The organism is Enterobacter sp. N18-03635 (assembly GCF_004006055.1).
GTDB classification, from domain to species: domain Bacteria; phylum Pseudomonadota; class Gammaproteobacteria; order Enterobacterales; family Enterobacteriaceae; genus Enterobacter; species Enterobacter vonholyi.
This window is the reverse complement of the sequence record NZ_CP034769.1, coordinates 14507-35480: the sequence shown is the minus strand read 5'-3', so window position 1 is coordinate 35480 and position 20974 is coordinate 14507. Positions and strand designations below refer to the sequence as shown.

General features: G+C 58.8%; 21 protein-coding genes. 7 read left to right on the top strand and 14 right to left on the bottom strand.

What is annotated here, in order from left to right; translation table 11 throughout:
- The first annotated feature begins 48 nt into the window (after positions 1-48).
- On the top strand, positions 49-969 hold the full coding sequence (locus ELK40_RS00890; protein ID WP_127729036.1) for a LysR family transcriptional regulator: 921 nt from the start codon (positions 49-51) through the stop codon (positions 967-969).
- Here the strand turns inward: ELK40_RS00890 and ELK40_RS00885 are convergent.
- From ELK40_RS00885 to ivbL, 8 genes are all read right to left on the bottom strand, one after another.
- Positions 966-1418, bottom strand: coding sequence for a DUF1198 domain-containing protein (locus tag ELK40_RS00885; RefSeq protein ID WP_115876746.1), 453 nt, complete (start codon positions 1416-1418; stop codon positions 966-968). The genes ELK40_RS00890 and ELK40_RS00885 overlap by 4 nt on opposite strands.
- 175 nt (positions 1419-1593) lie before the next feature.
- Positions 1594-2985: a hexose-6-phosphate:phosphate antiporter gene (uhpT, locus tag ELK40_RS00880; RefSeq protein ID WP_045895418.1), complete on the bottom strand. Its 1392-nt coding sequence runs from the start codon at positions 2983-2985 to the stop codon at positions 1594-1596.
- A gap of 140 nt (positions 2986-3125) precedes the next feature.
- Positions 3126-4445, bottom strand: a complete 1320-nt coding sequence (locus ELK40_RS00875) for an MFS transporter (RefSeq protein WP_115876748.1) — start codon at positions 4443-4445, stop codon at positions 3126-3128.
- Complete coding sequence (uhpB, locus tag ELK40_RS00870; RefSeq protein WP_127729034.1) at positions 4438-5943, bottom strand: signal transduction histidine-protein kinase/phosphatase UhpB; 1506 nt, start codon at positions 5941-5943, stop codon at positions 4438-4440. The genes ELK40_RS00875 and uhpB overlap by 8 nt, the downstream gene beginning before the upstream one ends.
- Positions 5940-6533, bottom strand: coding sequence for a transcriptional regulator UhpA (gene uhpA / locus ELK40_RS00865; RefSeq protein WP_022646555.1), 594 nt, complete (start codon positions 6531-6533; stop codon positions 5940-5942). Before uhpA ends, uhpB begins: the two co-directional genes overlap by 4 nt.
- Positions 6534-6610: 77 nt before the next feature.
- Positions 6611-6898: an acetolactate synthase small subunit gene (ilvN, locus tag ELK40_RS00860; protein ID WP_008500144.1), complete on the bottom strand. Its 288-nt coding sequence runs from the start codon at positions 6896-6898 to the stop codon at positions 6611-6613.
- A gap of 3 nt (positions 6899-6901) precedes the next feature.
- Positions 6902-8590 (bottom strand): acetolactate synthase large subunit, encoded by a 1689-nt coding sequence (ilvB, locus tag ELK40_RS00855; RefSeq protein WP_115876750.1) that lies wholly within the window; start codon positions 8588-8590, stop codon positions 6902-6904.
- A gap of 106 nt (positions 8591-8696) precedes the next feature.
- Complete coding sequence (gene ivbL / locus ELK40_RS00850; protein WP_057979964.1) at positions 8697-8795, bottom strand: ilvB operon leader peptide IvbL; 99 nt, start codon at positions 8793-8795, stop codon at positions 8697-8699.
- Between the two features lie 523 nt (positions 8796-9318).
- Here ivbL and tisB point away from each other — a divergent pair.
- The 4 genes from tisB to emrD all read left to right on the top strand — a co-directional run bounded on the left by tisB (position 9319) and on the right by emrD (position 12175).
- Complete coding sequence (gene tisB, locus ELK40_RS22990; protein WP_008500146.1) at positions 9319-9408, top strand: type I toxin-antitoxin system toxin TisB; 90 nt, start codon at positions 9319-9321, stop codon at positions 9406-9408.
- A 64-nt stretch (positions 9409-9472) separates the two neighbouring features.
- Complete coding sequence (locus ELK40_RS00840; protein ID WP_025910712.1) at positions 9473-9919, top strand: GNAT family N-acetyltransferase; 447 nt, start codon at positions 9473-9475, stop codon at positions 9917-9919.
- Between the two features lie 62 nt (positions 9920-9981).
- On the top strand, positions 9982-10815 hold the full coding sequence (locus ELK40_RS00835) for an EamA family transporter (protein WP_127729032.1): 834 nt from the start codon (positions 9982-9984) through the stop codon (positions 10813-10815).
- Between the two features lie 175 nt (positions 10816-10990).
- The gene (emrD, locus tag ELK40_RS00830; RefSeq protein WP_127729030.1) at positions 10991-12175 is read left to right on the top strand and encodes a multidrug efflux MFS transporter EmrD; all 1185 of its coding nucleotides are present in this window, start codon (positions 10991-10993) and stop codon (positions 12173-12175) included.
- Here emrD and ELK40_RS00825 read toward each other — a convergent pair.
- On the bottom strand, positions 12078-13166 hold the full coding sequence (locus ELK40_RS00825) for a cellulase family glycosylhydrolase (protein WP_127729028.1): 1089 nt from the start codon (positions 13164-13166) through the stop codon (positions 12078-12080). The two genes, emrD and ELK40_RS00825, sit on opposite strands and share 98 nt — an antisense overlap.
- An 84-nt stretch (positions 13167-13250) precedes the next feature.
- Entirely contained in the window at positions 13251-14177 is a 927-nt protein-coding gene (dsdC, locus tag ELK40_RS00820; RefSeq protein WP_127729026.1) for a DNA-binding transcriptional regulator DsdC, read from the bottom strand.
- Positions 14178-14381: 204 nt separating this feature from the next.
- Between dsdC and dsdX the strand changes: the two genes are divergently transcribed.
- Both dsdX and dsdA read left to right on the top strand, forming a co-directional pair.
- Positions 14382-15719: a D-serine transporter DsdX gene (gene dsdX, locus ELK40_RS00815; RefSeq protein WP_127729024.1), complete on the top strand. Its 1338-nt coding sequence runs from the start codon at positions 14382-14384 to the stop codon at positions 15717-15719.
- A gap of 17 nt (positions 15720-15736) precedes the next feature.
- Positions 15737-17023, top strand: coding sequence for a D-serine ammonia-lyase (dsdA, locus tag ELK40_RS00810; RefSeq protein ID WP_127729022.1), 1287 nt, complete (start codon positions 15737-15739; stop codon positions 17021-17023).
- A gap of 35 nt (positions 17024-17058) precedes the next feature.
- Here the strand turns inward: dsdA and ELK40_RS00805 are convergent, their stop codons facing one another.
- The 4 genes from ELK40_RS00805 to ELK40_RS00790 form a co-directional block, all read right to left on the bottom strand.
- Positions 17059-17406: a DUF202 domain-containing protein gene (locus ELK40_RS00805; protein ID WP_115876759.1), complete on the bottom strand. Its 348-nt coding sequence runs from the start codon at positions 17404-17406 to the stop codon at positions 17059-17061.
- On the bottom strand, positions 17396-17743 hold the full coding sequence (locus tag ELK40_RS00800) for a YidH family protein (protein WP_115876760.1): 348 nt from the start codon (positions 17741-17743) through the stop codon (positions 17396-17398). Before ELK40_RS00800 ends, ELK40_RS00805 begins: the two co-directional genes overlap by 11 nt.
- 92 nt (positions 17744-17835) lie before the next feature.
- Positions 17836-19158: a 6-phospho-alpha-glucosidase gene (locus ELK40_RS00795; protein WP_127729020.1), complete on the bottom strand. Its 1323-nt coding sequence runs from the start codon at positions 19156-19158 to the stop codon at positions 17836-17838.
- Entirely contained in the window at positions 19155-20777 is a 1623-nt protein-coding gene (locus ELK40_RS00790) for an alpha-glucoside-specific PTS transporter subunit IIBC (RefSeq protein ID WP_024907386.1), read from the bottom strand. The genes ELK40_RS00795 and ELK40_RS00790 overlap by 4 nt, the downstream gene beginning before the upstream one ends.
- Positions 20778-20974 lie beyond the last annotated feature (197 nt).

Below are 20974 nucleotides of genomic sequence, written 5' to 3'. Positions count from 1 at the left end.
TCGAAATCGAAAAAAGACTAAATACCTTTTCGCATTCAGGACTCACGTATGGCCACAGCAGAATATTTAATCAGCAATAACCTGCCCAGTATCAAACAATTACAATGCTTTCTCGCTGTTGCACATGAACTGAATTTCCGTAAGGCTGCCGAACGTCTACGCATGACTCAACCGCCATTGACGCGCCAGATAAAGTGCCTTGAAGCGGTTCTGAAACGTCAGTTGTTCAGCCGCAGCACGCATGACGTTAGCCTCACTGAAGCAGGTCGTGCGCTGGTTGTTCAGGCTGAAAAAATACTCAAAGACATCAGCAATTTAAAAGAAGACACGCTCTCCTCTGAAACGAGCCTCCGAATCGGGCTGACGCGGACGCTTAATTTTGAATATATTGAACCGGTGAACACCCAGCTTCAAAAAATGAACGCGGGAGATGATGTCGAAACGCCGGATCTGACGTCAGCGCAACTGCTGCAAAGCTTGTCTAAAAATATGCTGGATCTGGTGCTGACCGGTGAAAAAGGAACGGGTCATGAAGACATTGTTCAGTACCGGTGGGTCTGCCAGGAGCCGTTACTCATCGCAATGCCCTCTTTACACCCTGCAAGTCTCAAAGAGAAAGTCTCCCTCGAAGATATCAGTGATTTACCCATATTCTGGTTTTCCAGAAGTGCAAACCCTTCATTCTACGACAAATGCGAAAGCTACTTTGATACGCTAAAAACGCCGCTGAAGCGTATTAAAGAGCCGGATGATACCCTCGTGATGCTGAGCCGTATCGCAAGAGGGAAAGGATTTGCGCTGCTGCCGCAGTCGAAATGCACCTTTAATCAGGAAGGACTTTGCTACCGTGAACTCACGGACGCGGAGGCAAAAAGGTTAAACATAGATATCTATGCCGCCACCCGCCTCAATGAAAACAGAGAGGAGATTCTGAACGCTCAGAATGTGTTATGCGGGAAAATGCCTTAATGCAGATAAAACACACCCTCTTCCGGCAGGAAGAGCTGGTTGTAGCGTAGCTGGAAGGCGTTCAGCTCCTGCGGATCGGGCTCCATCTCCCGCATGAAGCCAAGCGCCAGACGAATTTGCGCATCGGTAATGGGTGCGGCAAGGCGGGCTTTTCGCAGCATGCGGTGCCAGGCGTGCAGGTTCTCCTCGCTGGCGTCGACAATGCATACCTGCCAGATCAGCAGCACCTGCGCGGCGTTTTGCAGATGCGCTTCGTCCGGGCGCTCAAGGTAGCGGATAAACTCATTGCCCGGCATTTTGCCGAACTGATCGATCATCGACTCAACCGGCATCGGGGTGATGCCCAGACGCTCGCTTAAACGTTTGATGGCGCGGCGGGAATCTGAGGTCAGGACGCGAAATCCCACCACAAACACCACGGCAAGCGTTGCCAGCATTATCCAGACCATGCGTTCTCCTTTGACTAGCCGCTCATCATAGCGGGAAACGCACGGCGTCAACAGCGGGCAGAACCAGAATAGTGCTCTGAAAAGACGTTGTGGAACGGGGGATAAGGTATTAATGCCGTCGGCGGAAATAAAAAAGCCCGGCATCACACACCGGGCAAAGACGTTACCTGCACACTCAGGCTGTTTTTAATTTCTGCGCACGATTCTCACGGCGAATTTTACGTTCCTCCAGCACCGCGACCATCGCCATCAGGACGATACAGCCGATCGCTGCCGCATCCAGCGCCGCGAAGGTGCCCGCCCAGCCGGTGAGGCCGAAAATTGGCGTACCGTCAGCGATCATCCCCAGACCCAGCTTGGCGAAGCTGTCGCCAATCAGATAGGCGAAGGTGCCTTTAATCCCATCGGCAGCGCCGATCGCTTTTTTCGGTACGAAGCCCACTGCCGCCACGCCGATCAGCAGCTGCGGACCAAACACCAGGAAGCCAAGCGCGAACAGGGATGCGAGGTAAACGTACTGGTTGCTGGCATGCTGGTAGACGCCAAGTGTGGCGATAATCAGCGCCAGCGCGACGCAGGCCACCAGCGCACGACGGCCGTTGGCGAGGTCAGAGAGCCAGCCCCACAGCAGGGTGCCGACAAGCGCGCCCACTTCGAACAGGGTGAAGCCCTGAATCGCCACCTCTTTAGAGAGCTTCAGCTCCTGGAAGGCATACACGGTGGACCACTGGTCGATGCCGATGCGCACCACGTACAGGAAGATGTTTGAGAAGCACAGCAGCCAGATCACTTTGTTTTTCAGCACGTACTCAACAAAGATCTGCCATTTGGTCATCTCGTTCTCTTCGGTCTCTTTGTCCTCTTCGCTGATCTCCTCGCCGAACAGCTCTTCGGCTTTGCCGAGGCCGTACGATTCCGGGGAGTCGCTGCCGTAGCGCAGGCCGATAAAGCCGACAATCAGGGCGATAATCGACGGGAAGATAAACATGCCGATCACATGGCCGTCGAACAGATAGTTTGCGCCAAACAGCGCCACGCCTGCCGCACCCGCTCCGCCGAGGTTGTGGGAGATGTTCCACATGCCGAGGTACGAACCACGCTTGCGGCGCGGGGTCCACTTGGTGATGGTGGAGTAGCTGCACGACCCGCCGGTACTCTGGAAGAAGCCGCTCAGGGCGTAGAAGGCGATCATCAGGAACAGGCTGACAGACCCTGCGCCCATGCTGGCGCTGAAGCCGAGCATACAGATGGCGGAGAGGATCAGCATAAACGGCAGGAACTGCTTGGTGTTTTTGCCGTCCGCGTAGTAGGAAACGACTGTTTTCCCCACGCCGTAGGTGATGGAGAAGCCCAGGCCAATCATCCCCAGCTGCGTCATGCTCAGCCCGTAGGTGGAGATCATGTCGTTCTGCGCGATGTTAAAGTTTTTGCGGATCAGGTACATGGTCAGGTAGCCGATGAAGACCACCAGATAGGACTGCATGAACGGTTTGAACCACATCTTGCGCCGCACGTCGAGCGGCAGATCCAGGGTCGGCTTGCGCACCTGGTTGAGGAAGGCCAGCATGGTTTGCTCCTGAGCTGATTTTTACCTGCGAATGGCAGGCATTGTAAAAATCAGCCAGGAGAGATGCCTGAGACAGTGTCCAGGTAAAACCGGGAAAATTTCTTAGTTTTACGCCACTCGGGCCAGAAAGGTGAGGCGCATCACGCTTCACCCATCTCGCGCGGGGCCTGCGCGTGCAGGAAAGGCAGCAGCAGCAGGGCGGAAATTCCCGCCGCGATGGCGATCACCGCGAAGAAACCGCTCCAGTGCCAGATATCGATCACCCGCGCCAGCGGCCAGCCGGAGAGCGATGCGCCAAGGTAGGCAAACAGCCCGACAAAGCCCGTCGCCGCGCCTGCCGCCTCTTTGTGGGAACACTCCGCCGCTGCCATGCCGATGAGCATCTGCGGGCCAAAGACGAAGAAGCCGGTGGTAAAAAAGCACGCCGCCTGCATCACGTAGCTGGCGAACGGCATCAGCCACAGCGAGCCGACGGAGAGCAAAATCCCGGCGGCAAAAATCAGGTTCATCGGGCCGCGGTTGCCGTTGAACAGCTTATCCGAACCCCAGCCCGCTACCAGCGCGCCGATAAACCCGCCCAGTTCGAACATCGTCACCGCCGAGTTAGCGGTGACCAGGTCCACGCCGAGCGTCTCGGACATGTACAGATTGCCCCAGTCGTTAATGGCCGCGCGCACCACGTAGACCAGCACGTAGCAGAGCGACAGCAGCCAGATGTACGGGTTTTTCAGCACGTATTTGGTGAGGATCTCCTTACGGGTCAGCCCCGCCCCCTCCTGCTGCTGGGCAATCTCCATTTCGTCGTGCCGCCAGTCGCCCACCGCAGGCAGGCCAACGGTTTGCGGCCTGTCGCGGAGGCGCCAGCAGAGGAACAGCCCGGCGAGAATGGCGAGGCCACCTGCAATCATCATCCCCGCGCGCCAGCCGTAGTGCAGCGCCGCGGCACCCACCACCATCGGGATCAGCGCCCCGCCGACGTTGTGCGCGGTGTTCCAGACGGCCCACCAGCCGCCGCGCTCGTTGCGCGAGTACCACGCCGTGAGCAGGCGGGCGCAGACCGGCGCGCCCCAGCCCTGGAAGAAGGCGTTAAGCGCCCACAGCAGGGCGAAGGCCCAAAGCGATGTGGAGAAACCAAACAGGATGTTCACCACCCCGGTAGCGATCAGCCCAACGCCCATGAAATAGCGGGCGTTAGAGCGGTCGCTAACAATACCGGAGAAGAACTTCGACAGGCCGTAGGTGATGTAAAACAGCGTCGCCAGCAGGCCGATATCGGTGCGCGTCATCACGCCGCTGGCGAGGATCTCCGGCGCGGCGGCGTTGAAGCTTTTGCGAGTGAAGTAGAACAGCGCGTAGCCGAGCCAGATGGTAATCAGAATATGACGTCGCCAGTAGCTGTAGCGGGCATCAATTTCCGCTTTGTTGCTTAATGGGGCTGCGCTGGCTGGGGTTTTAAACATGATGCGTCCTTAACGGCAAACTGACGCTGACGCGCGTCCCGTGGGTACAGGAAAGGTTCAGCGTGCCGCCCAGCGCCTTGACGCGCTCGCGCATGCCCGCCAGGCCAAAGCCCTGCTGGCCGGAGCCCGGCGGCAGGCCGCAGCCGTCGTCTTCAATCACCAGCATCAGGCGCTCGTCCTGCTGCCAGCCCTGTATCGTGACCGCGCTGGCACTGGCGTGTTTGACGATATTGTTCAGCCCCTCCTGACAGACGCGGAACAGCGTCACGCGCTGGCCTTCGCTCAGAGCAGATTCGTTAATTCGCCAGTCGAGATGGCTGACAATGCCGCGGCTTTCCAGCTCCATCTCGCGCATCAGGGAGCGCACCGCCTGCTCCAGCGACAGGTCGTCAAGCTGGCGCGGGCGCAGCCTGCCGAGCAGGCGTCGCACCGAGTCATATACGCCAAGTGAAAGCTGCTCGATATGCGCCCCGCCCTGCTTCACGCCCGCATTTTCCGCCGCAAGACGCTGGACAATGCCCGCCTGGGTGCGGATGGCGGTGATCGTCTGGCCGATATCATCGTGCAGCTCGCGGGCCACCTCCTGCCGCACGCTCTCTTCCGTCTCCAGCAGGCGTTCAGCCAGACGGCGGTTGCGCGCCAGCTCGGTCTGCAGGGACTGGTTCAGCTCGCGCAGGCGCTGAATGCCCGCGCCGAGCAGCAGCCCGGTCAGGCTCTGGGCCAGCAGCGAGAGCAGCAAATCCACCGGATGGTCGTGCCAGGTCTGGCTGGCAATCAGCGCGATGGCGTTCATCAGGGTGGCGATCAGCGCCCCCTGCCAGCCATAGTGCCAGGCCAGAGCAATAATCGGCAGCGCAAGGCAAAACGGCGTGAAGCGTGAAAGCTCGGCGGGCAAACCCAGCTGAAGCCAGAGGCTCACCACGAACAGCAGCAGATACCAGATGAGATGCCGGGCGCGCCAGTTCACCGGTTGGGAAACCAGCCCCGGGCCGAGCGGCTGCCAGACGGTGCTGGTGAGGTAGTGCCAGATCACGAGGCAGGTGGGTGCCAGCGTCAGGCCACCGGTGAGGGTCAGCAGCAGAGCGTTGAGCATCTCCTTGTCGCCAACCCACGGCAGGGACTGCAGCAGTGCGGCGGCAATCAGCGCCGCCCCCTGCCGCAGCAGGGTGCGCCAGTCGCGCTGGTGACGATAGCGGGAAATGAGGGCAACCGGGAGAAGCGTGAGCAGGCTTCCGGTCATCAATAAGGGAAGATGCGCGAGGGCAACCTCCTGAGCCAGCCAGACCAGCATCAGCCACTCTGCCCCGAGCAAAACGGGCCAGTAGCCGCGCGGGCATTGCAGCATCAGCCCCAGACGCAGGCCGAATGGAAACAGCAGCACCGCCAGCTCCGGGCGCTCCACCAGATGCAGACTAATGCTCCACAGGCAGAACCACGCGGCGGAGAAGATAAAAAAGCTGGCGACGACGGCGATCAGCCGTGAAAAAGCGGAACTCATTGCCAGCTGTCGAACATGCGGCGCGCCAGCTCGACGTCGTTGCTGACGTTAAGTTTTTCCATCAGGTTGGCGCGATGGACATGCACGGTTTTTGGCGACAAATCCAGCTCAGCCGCAATCTCTTTCACCGACATCCCCTGCGCGAGCTTCTCAGCCACCTGACGCTCGCGTCTGGTGAGCGGATCCTGCCTGCCGGCCGCCAGCTTGATGGCGATATCCGGCGTCAGGTAGCAGCCGCCGGTGGAGACGGTGCGCACGGCGGCAATCAGCTCGTCCGGGCTACAGCGTTTGGAAAGGAAGCCGCGCGCGCCCGCGTTAAGCGCCTGCTCGACCAGCGCCGGGCTGTCGTGAACCGACAGCATGATCGTCGCCATCCCTTTCGGCAGCTGGCTTAACAGCTCCAGCCCGGAGAGATCCGGCATCGAGATATCGCAGATACAGACCTGCACCCCACGACCCGGCAGGCCCGCCAGCGCCTCGCGACCAGAGCCAAACTCGGCCACCACCTGAAAATCCGGTTCGAGGTTCAGAAGCTGGGCAAATCCGGAGCGGACGATAAGGTGGTCGTCGATAAGGGCGATGGTGGTCATGGCGCGTTCCTGGCGGGCGGATAAAAAAACGCGCCTACCTTAACGATAAGCGCGCGGGTGTTCAAGCAATGAGCGATCTATTCGAAAAACACCGCAATTTTGTTAAACATGGTGGGATCGGACTGGTTGCGCGCCACGTTGGTGACGTCCTCCAGCTTGTCAATCTGCGCCATCATCTGCTCCAGACGCTGGTCATCGTTCACCAGGAGCCAGATGCGGCTGTGCTCGCTGCCCTGAATCGGCAGACAGAGAATGCCTTCCACGTTAAACGCGCGGCGGGCAAACAGCCCGCAGACGTGAGTCATGACGCCGGGATGGTTGCGGACGGTGAGTTCCAGAATGACGTTATCATGTTGTTTCTGCATGGCTTATTCTCCCACCATCTCAGTATTTGCCGCACCCGGCGGCACCATCGGATACACTTTTTGTTCAGGGTCGATACGGACGTGGATCAGCGCCGGGCCCGGACGAGAAATCGCCGCCTGCAGCGCCGCATGGGCATCCTCTTCCGCGTTCAGATCGCAGGTGTGCAGGCCAAAGCCGGCGGCAATCTGCATAAAGTTAATCATCCCCGGATAGGTCGCCGCAAACACGCCCTGCTTGTAGAACAGGCTCTGCTGCTGGTGCACCAGGCCAAGCGCCTCGTTGTTCATCAGGATGATTTTCACGTCTAACTGGTTTTCGGCCGCGGTCGCCATTTCCTGAATGTTCATCATCAGGCTGCCGTCACCGGAGAAGCAGATGACCTTGCGGTCCGGGTTGGCGAGCGCTGCACCGACCGCCGCAGGCAGGCCGAAGCCCATGGTTCCCAGACCGCCGGAGGTCAGCCACTGGCGCGGACGGTTCAGCGGGTAGGCCTGGGCGGTCCACATCTGATGCTGGCCGACGTCGGTGGTGATAATCGCGCTGTCGTCCACGCAGGCGGCAACGGCGTTGATAAGACCATAGTGGCTCAGCGGGTCGCCTTCGGTTGGGATGGCACCCGGGAACTCGCGCTGCAGATCGGCCACCAGCTGACGCCAGTCGGCGCGGTCGGTTGCGTCGGTTTGCGGGATCAGCTGCGTCAGTACTTCCGCCACATCCCCCTGAATCGCCACGTGCGGCTGTTTGATTTTGCCGAGCTCAGCGCGATCGATATCCACGTGAATGATTTTTGCATTCGGGCAGAACTGCTCGGTTTTGCCAATCGCCCGGTCATCAAAACGCGCGCCCATAACAATCAATAAATCCGCCTCCTGCAGGATGTAGTTGGTGCTGCGCGCGCCGTGCATCCCCAGCATGCCCAGGGACAGCGGGTGCGCTTTTGGCAGCATGCCGAGCGCCATCAGGGTCATGGTAGTCGGCAGGTTGGCTTTTTCTGCAAACTCGCGGATTTCATCTGCGGCGTTAATCGCCCCGCCACCCAGATAGAGCACCGGGCGTTTGGCGGCGTTAATCATGGCGGCAGCGTCGCGCACGCTCTCAGCGCTGAATTCCGGCGCGGGGGCTCGCTCGCCCGGCTCCGGCAGAACGTCGATCTCGATCTCTGCGGTCTGGACATCCTTAGGAATGTCTATCCACACCGGGCCCGGGCGGCCGGACTGCGCAATGCGGAACGCATCGCTGATAACCTGAGGAAGCTCGCTGATATCGCGAACTAAATAGTTATGTTTGGTGATGGGGATAGAGATGCCGTAGGTATCCACTTCCTGGAACGCATCGGTGCCGATCATCGAGGACGGCACCTGGCCGGTGATGCAGATCAGCGGAATGGAGTCGAGGCGCGCGTCGGCGATGGCGGTCACCAGGTTGGTTGCGCCCGGCCCGCTGCAGGCCATACAGACTGCCGGTTTACCCTGGGTACGCGCCATGCCCTGAGCGATAAAGCCTGCCCCCTGCTCGTGGCGCGCCAGCACGTGGCGGATCTGCGTGCTTTGGCTTAACGCATCGTACAGCGGCAGCACCGTGCCGCCCGGAATACCCGCAACCGTGGTGATGCCCTGTCGCTCCAGCAGATGAACGATCAGCTGCGCGCCGGTAAAACGCGTCTTGGTGGATGTTGTGCCCGAACTTGCCATGCTCCAGTCCTTTTCTTCTGGGCCGACTTTCCGGGGAGGGTCCTAAACGAAAAACCCCGCCCGGTTTGCGCCGGCGGGGTTTTGGATTCGTGTGTTGATCCAGTCCCTACGGCGCATTGCCGACGACCACCACCACACGCACGACGACCACTGCGGCTGGTTGCGCAGTTTTTAGTAGGGTCGAAGTGAAGATGGATGAAGTCATTGGGGACCTGTGTTTGGATTCATTGATTGAATTTATACAAACACAGGTTTTCGGGCGTGACAATGGAAAAATTTTCATCTGCGCAAAAATGCGTCAGGGATCACGTTTCGTTTGTTGGGTGATGAAAACAAAAAACCCCGCCTAAGCGAGGTTTTTATCAGGGTTTTGCGGTTGGTCGCCGCAGAACACACTGTGTTACGTCAACGCAAAAAAGTATACGCGATCGAAGACGAACGCGCAATTCCGGCACGGATTTTGACGTTTTTGAGTATGGATCGCCATCCAGATTTTGTCCACAAAATACTGTTCATACGTACAGTATTTATCTATACTGAGGGTGTTCGCAGTGAGCGAGGGGGCCGCAGTTCTACCGGCGCAACGAAGTCCTGGCTGAAACGGGTGGTGCCGTCAGTGCCTTAACCCTCTGAAGTGAGCACACTGTGTTACGTCAATCCAGGTGCTGGCAACAGGCGGCGGAAAGGTACGCCAGCATCGTGCTCCTTTTAACCAAAAGGAGACGCGTATGAGCGTAGTGGATATGGTGATACTTATCCTCAAACTCATTGTTGCTGTACTGCAACTGCTTGATGCTGTCCTGAAATTCGTTCGGTAATTCAGGTTCAAGTCGCACCTGAGAGGGGCGGGCAACCGCCCCTCTTTAATAACGAGGGAATGCTATGTCGCGTCTGTTAATTGAGCCTGTCACGCCAGACGAGCCGGGGTATATCGCCCTGAAGGCGGAAAGTATTGCACTGAATTTCAATATGCTGCGCAGGCTCGAAGAGAGCTGGCAGCGGGGTGAGAACCGCTTTAACGCGCCGGGCGAAAAGCTGTTAGGCGCGTTTCTCAACGGCAAGCTGGTCGGCGTGTGCGGTCTGAATCGCGATCCGTTCAGCCAGCAGCCGCGCGCCGGACGTATTCGCCATCTCTACGTCAGCGAAAAGTGCCGCGGGCTGGGAATTGGCAAGCAGCTTTTGACCGTGGTGATGGCCGATGCCAGCATCTGGTTTGATTTCCTCAATACCCATGCGCCGGACGCTGCCTACGGGTTTTATCGCCGGGCAGGATTTACGCTGGTCTCGGACGAACCGCGAGTGACGCACCGCCTTTTTTGTGCGGTGTAACCGGCTGGCAGCTTCAGGACGTGAATGTTACAGTTGAGTGACAATTCACCACCCGATACGCCATGACCATCACCGTATTCTGCATTTTGCTCTTCGCCGCGCTGCTGCATGCCAGCTGGAACGCCATCGTTAAGGCCGGAACGGACAAGCTCTATTCCGCAATAAGCGTCAGCGGATCCGCCACGGTTATCGCTCTGGTCTTACTGCCGTTTTCCCCACAACCTTCAGCAGAAAGCTGGCCGTTTTTGATTGTCTCCTGTGCCCTACAGGTGGTGTACACCGTGCTGGTTGCGAAGACCTATCAGGTCTCCGATATGAGCCAGACCTACCCGCTGATGCGCGGCACCGCCCCGCTGCTGGTGGCGCTGATCAGCGTGCTGGCGCTCGGCGATCGTCTCTCCTGGCTCGCCTGGTCCGGCATTGGGGTGATCTGCCTGTCGATTCTGGCGATGGCGATGAACGGGCGCATGCAGTCACGCAAAGGGATCTGGCTGGCGCTGCTGAATGCCTGCTTTATTGCCGGGTATACGCTGGTGGACGGCACCGGCGTGCGGCTGTCGGACACCGCGCTGGGCTATACGCTGTGGACCTTCTTTATGAACGGCTTCTGCCTGCTCGGCTGGGCGATGGTCGCGCGTCGGCGCGAGGCGTCCGGCTACCTGCGCCTGCACTGGAAAAAGGGGCTGCTCGGCGGGGTTGGCACCATGGGCTCTTACGGTCTGGCGCTGTGGGCAATGACGCAGGCGCCGCTGGCGGTAGTCGCGGCGCTGCGTGAAACCTCCATACTCTTTGGCGCGCTAATCGCTTTTATCCTTTTAAAAGAGAAGGTTGCGGGCCTGCGCATCGCGGCGGCACTGGGTATCGCCGGCGGCGCCATTCTGCTGCGCCTGGCGTAAATCACTGGCAACATTAGTTGCCGTTATTGTTTACAAATCCTGCCTTTCACGTTTTTTTCATTCACCACGACAATGCTTAATTTGTCATCTCTCTGTGGTAGATTCCTCGCGCATTTATGGGAATGCGCAGTTACTTATTCTTCATTTTTCTCTTTTGGCAAAAGTATTCAGCGACATGAAAAAACAAAGGAACGTTAACTTATTGTTGATGCTGGTGTTACTGGTGGCCGTCGGTCAGATGGCGCAAACCATCTATATTCCGGCGATTGCCGACATGGCAAAGGAATTAAACGTCCGCGAGGGCGCAGTACAGAGCGTAATGGCAGCCTACCTGCTGACCTATGGCGTTTCGCAGCTGTTCTATGGACCGCTCTCCGACCGTATCGGACGCCGTCCGGTGATTTTAGTCGGTATGTGCATTTTCATGGTGGCGACCGTGATTGCGATGACCACCCACAGCCTGACCGTATTGATTGCCGCCAGCGCCCTGCAGGGCGTCGGGACCGGCGTCGGCGGGGTAATGGCGCGAACCCTACCGCGCGATATGTATCAGGGCACTCAGCTGCGCCATGCCAATAGCCTGTTGAATATGGGGATTCTGGTGAGCCCACTGCTGGCCCCGCTGATTGGCGGCCTGCTGGACACTATGTGGTCCTGGCGCGCCTGCTACGCCTTCCTGCTGGTGCTCTGCATGATTGTTACCTTCAGCATGGCGCGCTGGATGCCGGAAACGCGGCCGCAGGACGCGCCGCGCACGAAGCTTATCGCCAGCTATAAAACGCTGTTCGGCAACGGCGCGTTCACCTGCTACCTGCTGATGCTGATCGGCGGCCTGGCGGGCATCGCGGTGTTTGAAGCCTGCTCCGGCGTGCTGCTGGGCGCGGGGCTGGGCCTGAGCAGCATGGTGGTGAGCATTCTGTTTATTCTGCCAATCCCGGCGGCGTTCTTCGGCGCGTGGTTTGCCGGGCGTCAGAACAAGCGCTTCTCCACCCTGATGTGGCAGTCGGTGATCAGCTGCCTGCTGGCGGGTCTGATGATGTGGATCCCAGGGCTGTTTGGCGTGATGACCGTCTGGACGCTGCTCATCCCTGCAGCGCTGTTCTTCTTCGGCGCGGGGATGCTGTTCCCGCTCGCCACCAGCGGCGCGATGGAGCCGTTTCCGTTCCTTGCCGGTACGGCGGGCGCGCTGGTGGGCGGTTTGCAGAATATCGGCTCCGGCGCGCTGGCCTGGCTCTCGGCCATGATGCCGCAGACCGGGCAGGCTAGTTTGGGCCTGCTGATGACGCTGATGGGGCTGCTGATTTTACTGTGCTGGCTGCCGCTGGCGTCGCGCGTTCCGCATCACGAACAGCCGGTTTAACCGCATGATGGCCCGGCTTCTCGCCGGGCTTTTCACAGGCAGGCGTTATCATCGCCTGCAGTAAGGGCTCTGGAGCAGGCCGCCAGGCCCCCTCTTCCCCGTCGTAAAACTGGAAATCCGCGTTAAGCGCATACGGGATTTTCGCTTTTTGCAGTTCGCAGGCCATAAAGGTGGCGAAGGCCATTTGCGAAGCGGTTGGCGTGAGGTGGTTTGATTCCCCCACGCCCCAGCCCCCGACCCAGCTAACGTGCCCGGTTTTTTGCTGCCAGCGCAGCGCGGTATTGATGCGATTATGGATAGCCGCTTTCTCCGCCGCCGTGCCGGACGTCCACGGGTATTTACTACCATTTTTCAGCGGCCCCCACGGGAAAATATGCCACTCCGCCAGCAGGTAGTTTTGACTATGCGCAGGCAGCTTCAGGCTGGATAAATCCTCCGGTGCGGCACGCAGGCGCGGCGCAATAAAGATCATGCGCTGGGGGTCGATGTCGTGGATCGCTTTAATAGATTTTTCATACACGCGGTTTAGCGACGCCAGGCTGTGGTTAAGCTTGTCGGCCGGCTCATAGATGAGATCAAAACCCAGCAGCGGATAGCTTTGGCCGAAATAGTGTGCCACGGCAATCCACCAGTTGACCGTCTCTTTCTCGTTATCGGCTTTCGGGTCGTTTTTATATTCATCAGCCTGATAAGCAATTATCGGGATCACGCCATACTGCTCGCAGGCTTCTACCAGCTTGCGAAGGTGAATTAACCGCGCTTCCGTCGGCTCATCGGCCACGCGGATGCGCACGTGGGTAATACCTTTAGCCCGAAAATCGCGGACCACCAGCGGGTCGAATTCGCGTATGCCGCGCTCGGTGCGCGCCCAGTCCACATCCATCCCGACGCCCAACTGTTGCGCATAACGGGCAGCCGTCAGCGGCGGCTCAGCGGCCATCGCCCAGCCGGAAGAGATCAGTAATGCAGAGGCAATAAAAGGCTTTAACACGGTTTACCCTGGATAAATCGAAAGCATTACCTGTATTTAGCACGCTTTTTCACATTTGGTGTAGAGCGAAAGCGTAATAATTCTTCAACCTGCCAGTTCTTTCAGCCAGCCGATAAAGGCGTCTATTTTCGGCCACTGACGGCCAGAAAGCGTCGAGACATAGTAGTGCTGATGGCATTTCAGGGTCTTGTCACCAAACGGGGCGATCAGCTCGCCCCGTTCAAGCCGTTTTTGCACCAGCCGCTTTCGGCCCATCGCGACGCCAACGTGGTTGATGGCCGCAATAATCGCCAAATCCGAACGATCGAAACCAATGCCCGACGATGGCGGCATATTCACCGCAAAGTGCTGCGCCCAGCTCAGCCATTCATCCGTACCGGAATCGTTACTCCAGGCCTGACGGTCGTGCAGCAGCGTGCAGTGGCTGAGGTTATCAGGGTTTTTCAGCAGTTCATGCTCGCGGGCATACCGCGGGGAGCAGACGGGCAAAATCTCCTCGTCCATCAGGAAGTGATGAGACAGATGGTTTGGCGGTGTATCGTCGAAATAGAGCGCCAGATCGACGCCCGTTCGCTGCATATTGACGTAATCATTGCCGGTCAGGATGGTGAGCGAAATCGACGGATAGCGGCGGGTAAAGTCACCCAGCATGGGTACCAGCCAGCACTGAGCGATCGATGGCCGGGAGTAGACCGTCAGCGTGCCGGACAGCGCCTGGTTTTTGATGTCCAGAATCTCCTGATTCAGGGTGTCGAGGGACGATTTTAGCGTCCAGTAAACGCGCTTTCCCTCCTGCGTCAGCTCGACTTTACGGTGCGAACGGACAAACAGCTGAATACCCAGCTCTTCTTCCAGCAGGTTGATGCGGTGGCTTACCGCGCTGGGGCTAAGCGACAGTTCCTCCGCCGCCAGCGCGAAGGATTCATGCCGGGCAGCCACTTCAAAGGTGTACATTTTCGACAGCTGCCAGCCGTTTAATAGCCGGTTTCTGGCTTCATTTGCATCGGTCATCACAATTCTCACGCGTGTTTTCTGCGCTCAGCATACCGTTCCCGGGTGAATTTATGTGACCCTAATGCAGATTAAGTGCGTTTTTTAGAGCATAGTCACTCATTTGATTCAATCTGGCTCACCTGAACGCCAATTTATATCGTTTGTCAGCCCACGCCGCTTTTTCGTCCAATACCCCCAGATGACATAAGGATGAGGTGAGATATGGGATCTCAGGTCTGGGTTGTGGCAACGCTGCTTGTCAGCATCGTGTTGATTGTTTTAACCATCGTAAAACTGAAGTTTCACCCATTCCTCGCGCTGCTGCTGGCGAGCTTTTTCGTCGGCGCAATGATGGGAATGAGCCCGCTGGATATGGTGAACGCCATCGAGAACGGGATTGGCGGCACGCTGGGCTTCCTGGCGGCGGTGATCGGCCTTGGAACCATTCTCGGCAAGATGATGGAGGTTTCCGGCGCGGCCGAGCGCATCGGGATCGCGCTGCAGCGCTGCCGCTGGCTGTCGGCGGACGTGATTATGGTGCTGGTGGGCCTTATTTGCGGCATTACGCTGTTTGTGGAAGTGGGCGTGGTACTGCTGATCCCGCTGGCGTTTTCCATCGCCAAAAAGACCAACACGTCGCTGCTTAAGCTGGCCATTCCGCTCTGTACCGCGCTGATGGCGGTGCACTGCGTGGTGCCGCCGCATCCGGCCGCGCTGTTTGTGACCAATAAATTAGGCGCGGACGTCGGAACGGTCATTGTCTACGGTTTGATGGTAGGCCTGATGGCCTCGCTGGTCGGCGGCCCGCTGTTCCTGAAACTGCTCGGCAACCGTCTGCCGTTTAAACCGGTTCCGGCGGAATTTTCAGACCTGAAGGTGCGGGAAGAGCACACCCTGCCGTCGCTGGGCGCCACGCTGTTCACGGTGCTGCTGCCGATTGCCCTGATGCTGGTGAAAACCATTGCCGAGCTGAATATGGCAAAAGAAGGCACGCTGTATACGCTGCTGGAGTTTATCGGCAACCCGATCACCGCGATGTTTATCGCCGTGTTTGTCGCCTACTACCTGCTGGGCATCCGCCAGCATATGGGCATGGGCGCGATGCTAACCCATACAGAGCATGGCTTCGGCTCTATCGCCAACATTTTGCTGATTATCGGCGCGGGGGGCGCGTTTAACGCCATCCTGAAAACCAGCGGGCTGGCGGACTCGCTGGCGCATATTCTATCGAACCTGCACATGCACCCTATCCTGCTCGCCTGGCTAGTGGCGCTGGTGCTGCATGCCGCCGTAGGCTCCGCCACGGTCGCGATGATGGGCGCCACGGCGATAGTCGCGCCGATGCTGCCGCTCTACCCGAACGTGAGCCCGGAGATCATCACCATTGCCATCGGTTCCGGCGCCATTGGCTGCACAATCGTAACCGATTCCCTCTTCTGGCTGGTGAAGCAATACTGCGGCGCGACCCTGAATGAGACCTTCAAATACTATACGACGGCGACGTTTATCGCCTCGGTGCTTGCACTTGGCGGCACATTCCTGCTTTCTTTCATTATCTGAGCGCGAAGAGACGTATTATGGAAAACGCAACTATCACTACTTTAACCGCACAGTTTCCTCTGGTTGAGGATCTGATTGCCCTGAAAGAAACCACCTGGCTTAACCCGCGTACCACCACGCTGGCTAAAGGGCTGCCCTATGTTGGGCTGACCAAAGCCGACGTGGACGACGCCCATGCTCGCCTGAAACGCTTCGCGCCTTATCTGGCGAAAGCCTTCCCGGAGACGGCGGCAACGGGCGGGATTATTGAATCCGAACTGGTCGCGATTCCGGCAATGCAGGCGCGGCTGGAGAAAGAGTCCGGCAAGGCCATTCCCGGCACCCTGCTGCTGAAAAAAGACAGCCATTTGCCGATCTCCGGCTCGATTAAAGCGCGCGGCGGTATCTATGAGGTGCTGACCCACGCGGAAAAACTGGCGCTGGAAGCCGGGTTGCTGAGCGTTGAAGACGACTACAGCGTTCTGCTGGAGCCGCGCTTTAAGGACTTCTTCAGCCAGTACAGCATCGCCGTGGGCTCAACCGGCAACCTGGGTATGTCCATCGGCATTATGAGCGCCCGCATCGGCTTTAAGGTGACGGTGCATATGTCCGCCGACGCCCGCGAGTGGAAGAAAGCCAAACTGCGCAGCCACGGCGTGATCGTCGTGGAATACGAGCAGGATTACGGCGTGGCGGTGGAGCAGGGACGCAAAGCGGCGGAAAGCGATCCTAACTGTTTCTTCATTGACGATGAAAACTCCCGCACCCTGTTCCTGGGCTATGCGGTGGCGGGCGAGCGGCTGAAGGCGCAGTTTGCCGCACAGGGCCGCGTGGTGGACGCGGAGCATCCGCTATACGTCTACCTGCCGTGCGGCGTCGGCGGCGGCCCCGGCGGCGTGGCGTTTGGCCTGAAGCTGGCCTTTGGCGACAACGTCCACTGCTTCTTCGCGGAGCCCACGCACTCCCCGTGCATGCTGCTGGGCGTTTACACAGGCCTGCACGACGAGATTGCCGTACAGGACCTGGGCATTGATAACGTGACGGCGGCGGACGGGCTGGCGGTAGGGCGCGCGTCTGGCTTCGTGGGTCGCGCGATGGAGCGCCTGCTCGACGGGTTCTATACGCTTTCCGATCGGAGCATGTACGACATGCTCGGCTGGCTGGCGCAGGAGGAAGGCATTCGTCTGGAACCGTCGGCGCTGGCGGGGATGGCCGGGCCGCTGCGCGTCAGTGCCGGTGCGAACGTTACCCACGTTGTGTGGGCGACCGGCGGCGGGATGGTGCCGGAAGACGAGATGGCGAAGTATTTAGCAAAAGGCCGCTAATCGTAGGCCCGGTAAGGCGTAGCTGCCACCGGGCTTTAAAAGCTCACAATTTGCTGAATGTGAGTCACTGCGAAGAGTAAAGACAGAGACAGCACGGCCAGCGCAATCAGGAACTTATCCCGCACCGCCTTCGGCTGCACAAAGTCGTTCTGCGCCACGTCCATCAGGTTACGGCTGCGGGTATAGCGCCATAAAACGATCGCCACCAGCGCCAGCACAACAAGCGAGATCCAGAACGGCACCCCGGTGCGGTGCCAGTTGTGCTTAATCGCCAGGGCAATCAGCGCGCCATACCCCAGCAGCGTACGCAGCCAGGCGAGCGACGTCCGCTCCGGCTGCAGGCCGGGGTCCGCTTCCCGTCGCGCTTTGCGGCTATCCGCCATAGAACACCAGCACCATCACCACGCCCGCCACCGCCAGCAAAACCGCGCTGATGATGAGTAACCCGCGCGTATAGGGCAGATCCTGCTTCAGACGCATCGCCTTCTCATTGCGCAGCCAGCGCAGATAGCCGTAAACCGCCAGCACGCCCGCAAACAAGCACAGGAGCAGCGCCAGCACCTCTCGAATCAGCGGCGTGGCAAAATCAGGCGCGAGCTGGTCGAGACCCACCCCTGCGGCAAGGAATCCCAGCGCGGTGCGGATCCACGCTAAAAACGTGCGTTCATTAGCCAGCGAGAAGCGGTAGTCCGGCGCTTCGCCGAGGCGGGAAATTTTCATGAAGGTTCCTTGTCGAGCTACGGGCAGGCTTCAGCATAGCGTAAATCGACAAGGACAAGGAGACCGACATCGGGCGATGTCGGTCAGGACGATCAGTGCAGCTCTGGCCAGTAATCCTTGTTGGCCTCGATCAGGTCATCCAGAATCGCTTTCGCGACGGACGCGCTCGGCACGGTTTTCGACAGGGTAATCGCCTGCCAGAGTTTCTGATACGAGCGCTGCTCCCAGGCATCCACCACCAGTTTTTCCACCGCCACCTGCTGGCTCATCAGCCCTTTCTGGAAGTGTGGAATATCGCCCACCGTAAGCGGCTCAGGACCGTTATGGCCCACCAGGCACGGTATCTCAACCATCGCGTCGGCATCGAAGTTATGGATGGCCCCGTTGTTAGGCACAATCAGCAGCATCCGCTCCTGGGTGTTAAAGGCAATTGCCGTCGCCAGATCGACGATGTACGACGCATGTTCATCAATTTCCAGCTCACCGGCGGAGGATTTGCCCGCCTCGATAATCGCCCGGCAGGAACTGAACACATGCTTTTCACGGTGATCCATGACCTCATTGGCGCGGGTGCGTTCCGGGTTGGAATGCGCGACCACGTAGTCCGGGAACAGGTAATACTTCAGGTAGGTGTTCGGCATGGTGTCCGGATCCAGCGCCTGCACGTCTTTTGCTTTAGCGAACGTATCGTTCCAGCTCGCTTCGGTGTGCGCATCTTCCGAAGGCGGAACATAGCCGTTTTTCGCCACGTATTCGCGCAGCTTCGGCATCAGATCGTTGCCGTTCAGGTCTTCAATCGACGTCCACCAGCCGAAGTGATTCAGGCCGTAGTAGCGCACGCGCATCTCTTTGCGGTCCTTCAGGCCGACTATCTGCGCCATGCGCCCTTCAATGCCGATCGGCATATCGCAGATGTTGAGGATTTTGGCGTTCGGACGCAGACGGCGCGTGGCTTCCGCGACAATCGCCGCCGGGTTGGAGTAGTTCAGCATCCACGCGTTTGGGGAGTACTGCTCCATGTAATCCACCAACTCCAGCACGCCGCCGATAGAGCGCATGCCGTAGGCAATCCCGCCCGGGCCGCAGGTTTCCTGGCCCAGCACGCCGTGGCGCAGCGGGATTTTTTCATCTTTTTCGCGCATCGGGTATTTGCCCACGCGGATATGCGCCATCACGAAATCGACATCGCTAAAGGCCGCTTTCGGATCGGTGGTGTAGCTGAATTCAATCTCCGGAGCCTGCTCCTTAAGGATGATTTTGCACGCTTCGGCGATGGTCTCCTGACGCGCGCCGTCGTTGTCATAAAACTTCAGGGCGCGCAGCGGGAAACGGTCACGGTTGGCTAACAGCATCAGGACGATACCAGGCGTAAAGGTGCTGCCGCCGCCTGCAATGACAACTGAGAATTTTTTCATGATATAGCCTCTGTCAGGGTGGTTTGTTCATTCGTTAAGGGGGTTTTCATCAGCGATTCCAGCTGGTCGCGCACCTGAGGAACGTGCAGGCCGACAATCACCTGAATGCCGTTACCGCGTCGCACCACGCCGTGGGCGCCGAGGGCTTTGAAGACGTCATCGCTTTGCGTTTTCGCCATATCGACCAGGGCGATGCGCAGGCGGGTGGCGCAGTTGTTGATGCTTTCGATGTTGGCCGCGCCGCCGAGCGCCTGCAGGAATCCGGCGGCCTGCCCGACCTGCTGGCTGGCCGCGGCCGGGGCGGTGGTTTGCCCGCGCGCCGCCTTATAGTCGGCCTTGCTGTAGAGCTTGATTTCGCTCTCCTCCCGGCCCGGGGTTTTCAGGTTCAGACGTGCAATCAGCGTTTTGAAGACCACGAAGTAAATTCCGGTGAAGCAGACGCCAATGCCGATCTGGGTAAAGACCGTCGCGGCGTGGTTATGGAACATCGGGATCCAGTTTTGCGGCAGGAACTGGTCCAGCAGGCCGCCGCCCATGTTCCCGACCACGCCGAAGGTGTACATCACCGTCGCCATGGTCGCCGCCAGCACGGCGTGAACGGCAAACAGCAGCGGCGAGATAAACAGGAAGGTGAATTCGAGCGGTTCGGTAATGCCCACCAGCACCGCGGTAAGCGTGGCCGGGACCAGCAGCCCCGCGACCTTGACGCGGTTTTCCGGCGACGCGGTGTACCAGATCGCCAGCGCAATCCCGACCGAGCCGAACACTTTTGAGTTACCGTGCAGGGCGAAGCCGCCTTCCGGGAAGAGGGTTTTCAGCGGCAGGGTGCTCTGGCTGAATTCCTGCAGATGCTGCGCCCAGTAGACCTGAATCCCCCCTTCCACCGCCGCCGGGCCGAAGATGAACGGACCGTAGACGAAGTGGTGCAATCCGGTTGGGATCAGAATGCGTTCCAGGAAGGTATAGACCCACACGCCCAGCGCCCCGGCAGAGCGCAGGAACGCCTGCAGGGACTCAATGCCCATCTGCACTTTCGGCCAGCCCAGCAGCGTCAGCCAGGCGCAGGGGATCATGACGAAGAACGCGAGGATAACGACAAACGAGCTGCCCTGGAAAATCCCCAGAAACACCGGCAGCGGCTTGTCAAAATAGCGGTTGTGGATGGCGGTGACGATGCCTGAAATCACGATTGCACCGATGATGCTGGTATCGAGCGTTTTGATGCCGGCAATCATCGCCAGCCCGCTACCGGCCGTCGGTTCGGCGGAGAAGTCGACGCCAAAGAAGTGGCCCCAGGTCATCCCCATCGCGTTGATGAAGTAGTTCCAGGTCAGGAAGCTAATCAGCACCGCCAGACAGGCACGGCCCTGGGCCTGCTTCGCCAGGCCAATCGGCAGGCCGACGGCAAAAATCAGCGGCATATTGCGGAACACCGCCCAGCCGCCCTCTTCAATGATGTGAACAATCTGCGCGAAAAGATGATCGGGGGCCGTTAAGGCTTCGCCGACAAACAGCGGGTTGCGAAGCATGATGGCGATTCCCACCACGATCCCGGCGAACGGAAACAGCAACACCGGGGTAAACATGGCACCGCCAAAACGTTGTATTTGACTGAGCATTTTTAAATCCTCATGAAACAACCTGTAGGGGTAGAGGCCTTTATGGTTTTTTGCTGGCCTGAGGTGAGCATAAGAACTTACTGATGCGCGAACATGGCGTGCCGCTGCGATTCGTGATCGCATTCATGGTTTTATTTTGACCAATCAGGTCTACTTTTTGCGGTAAATATGGACATGTCAGGACGCCATCCACGGCC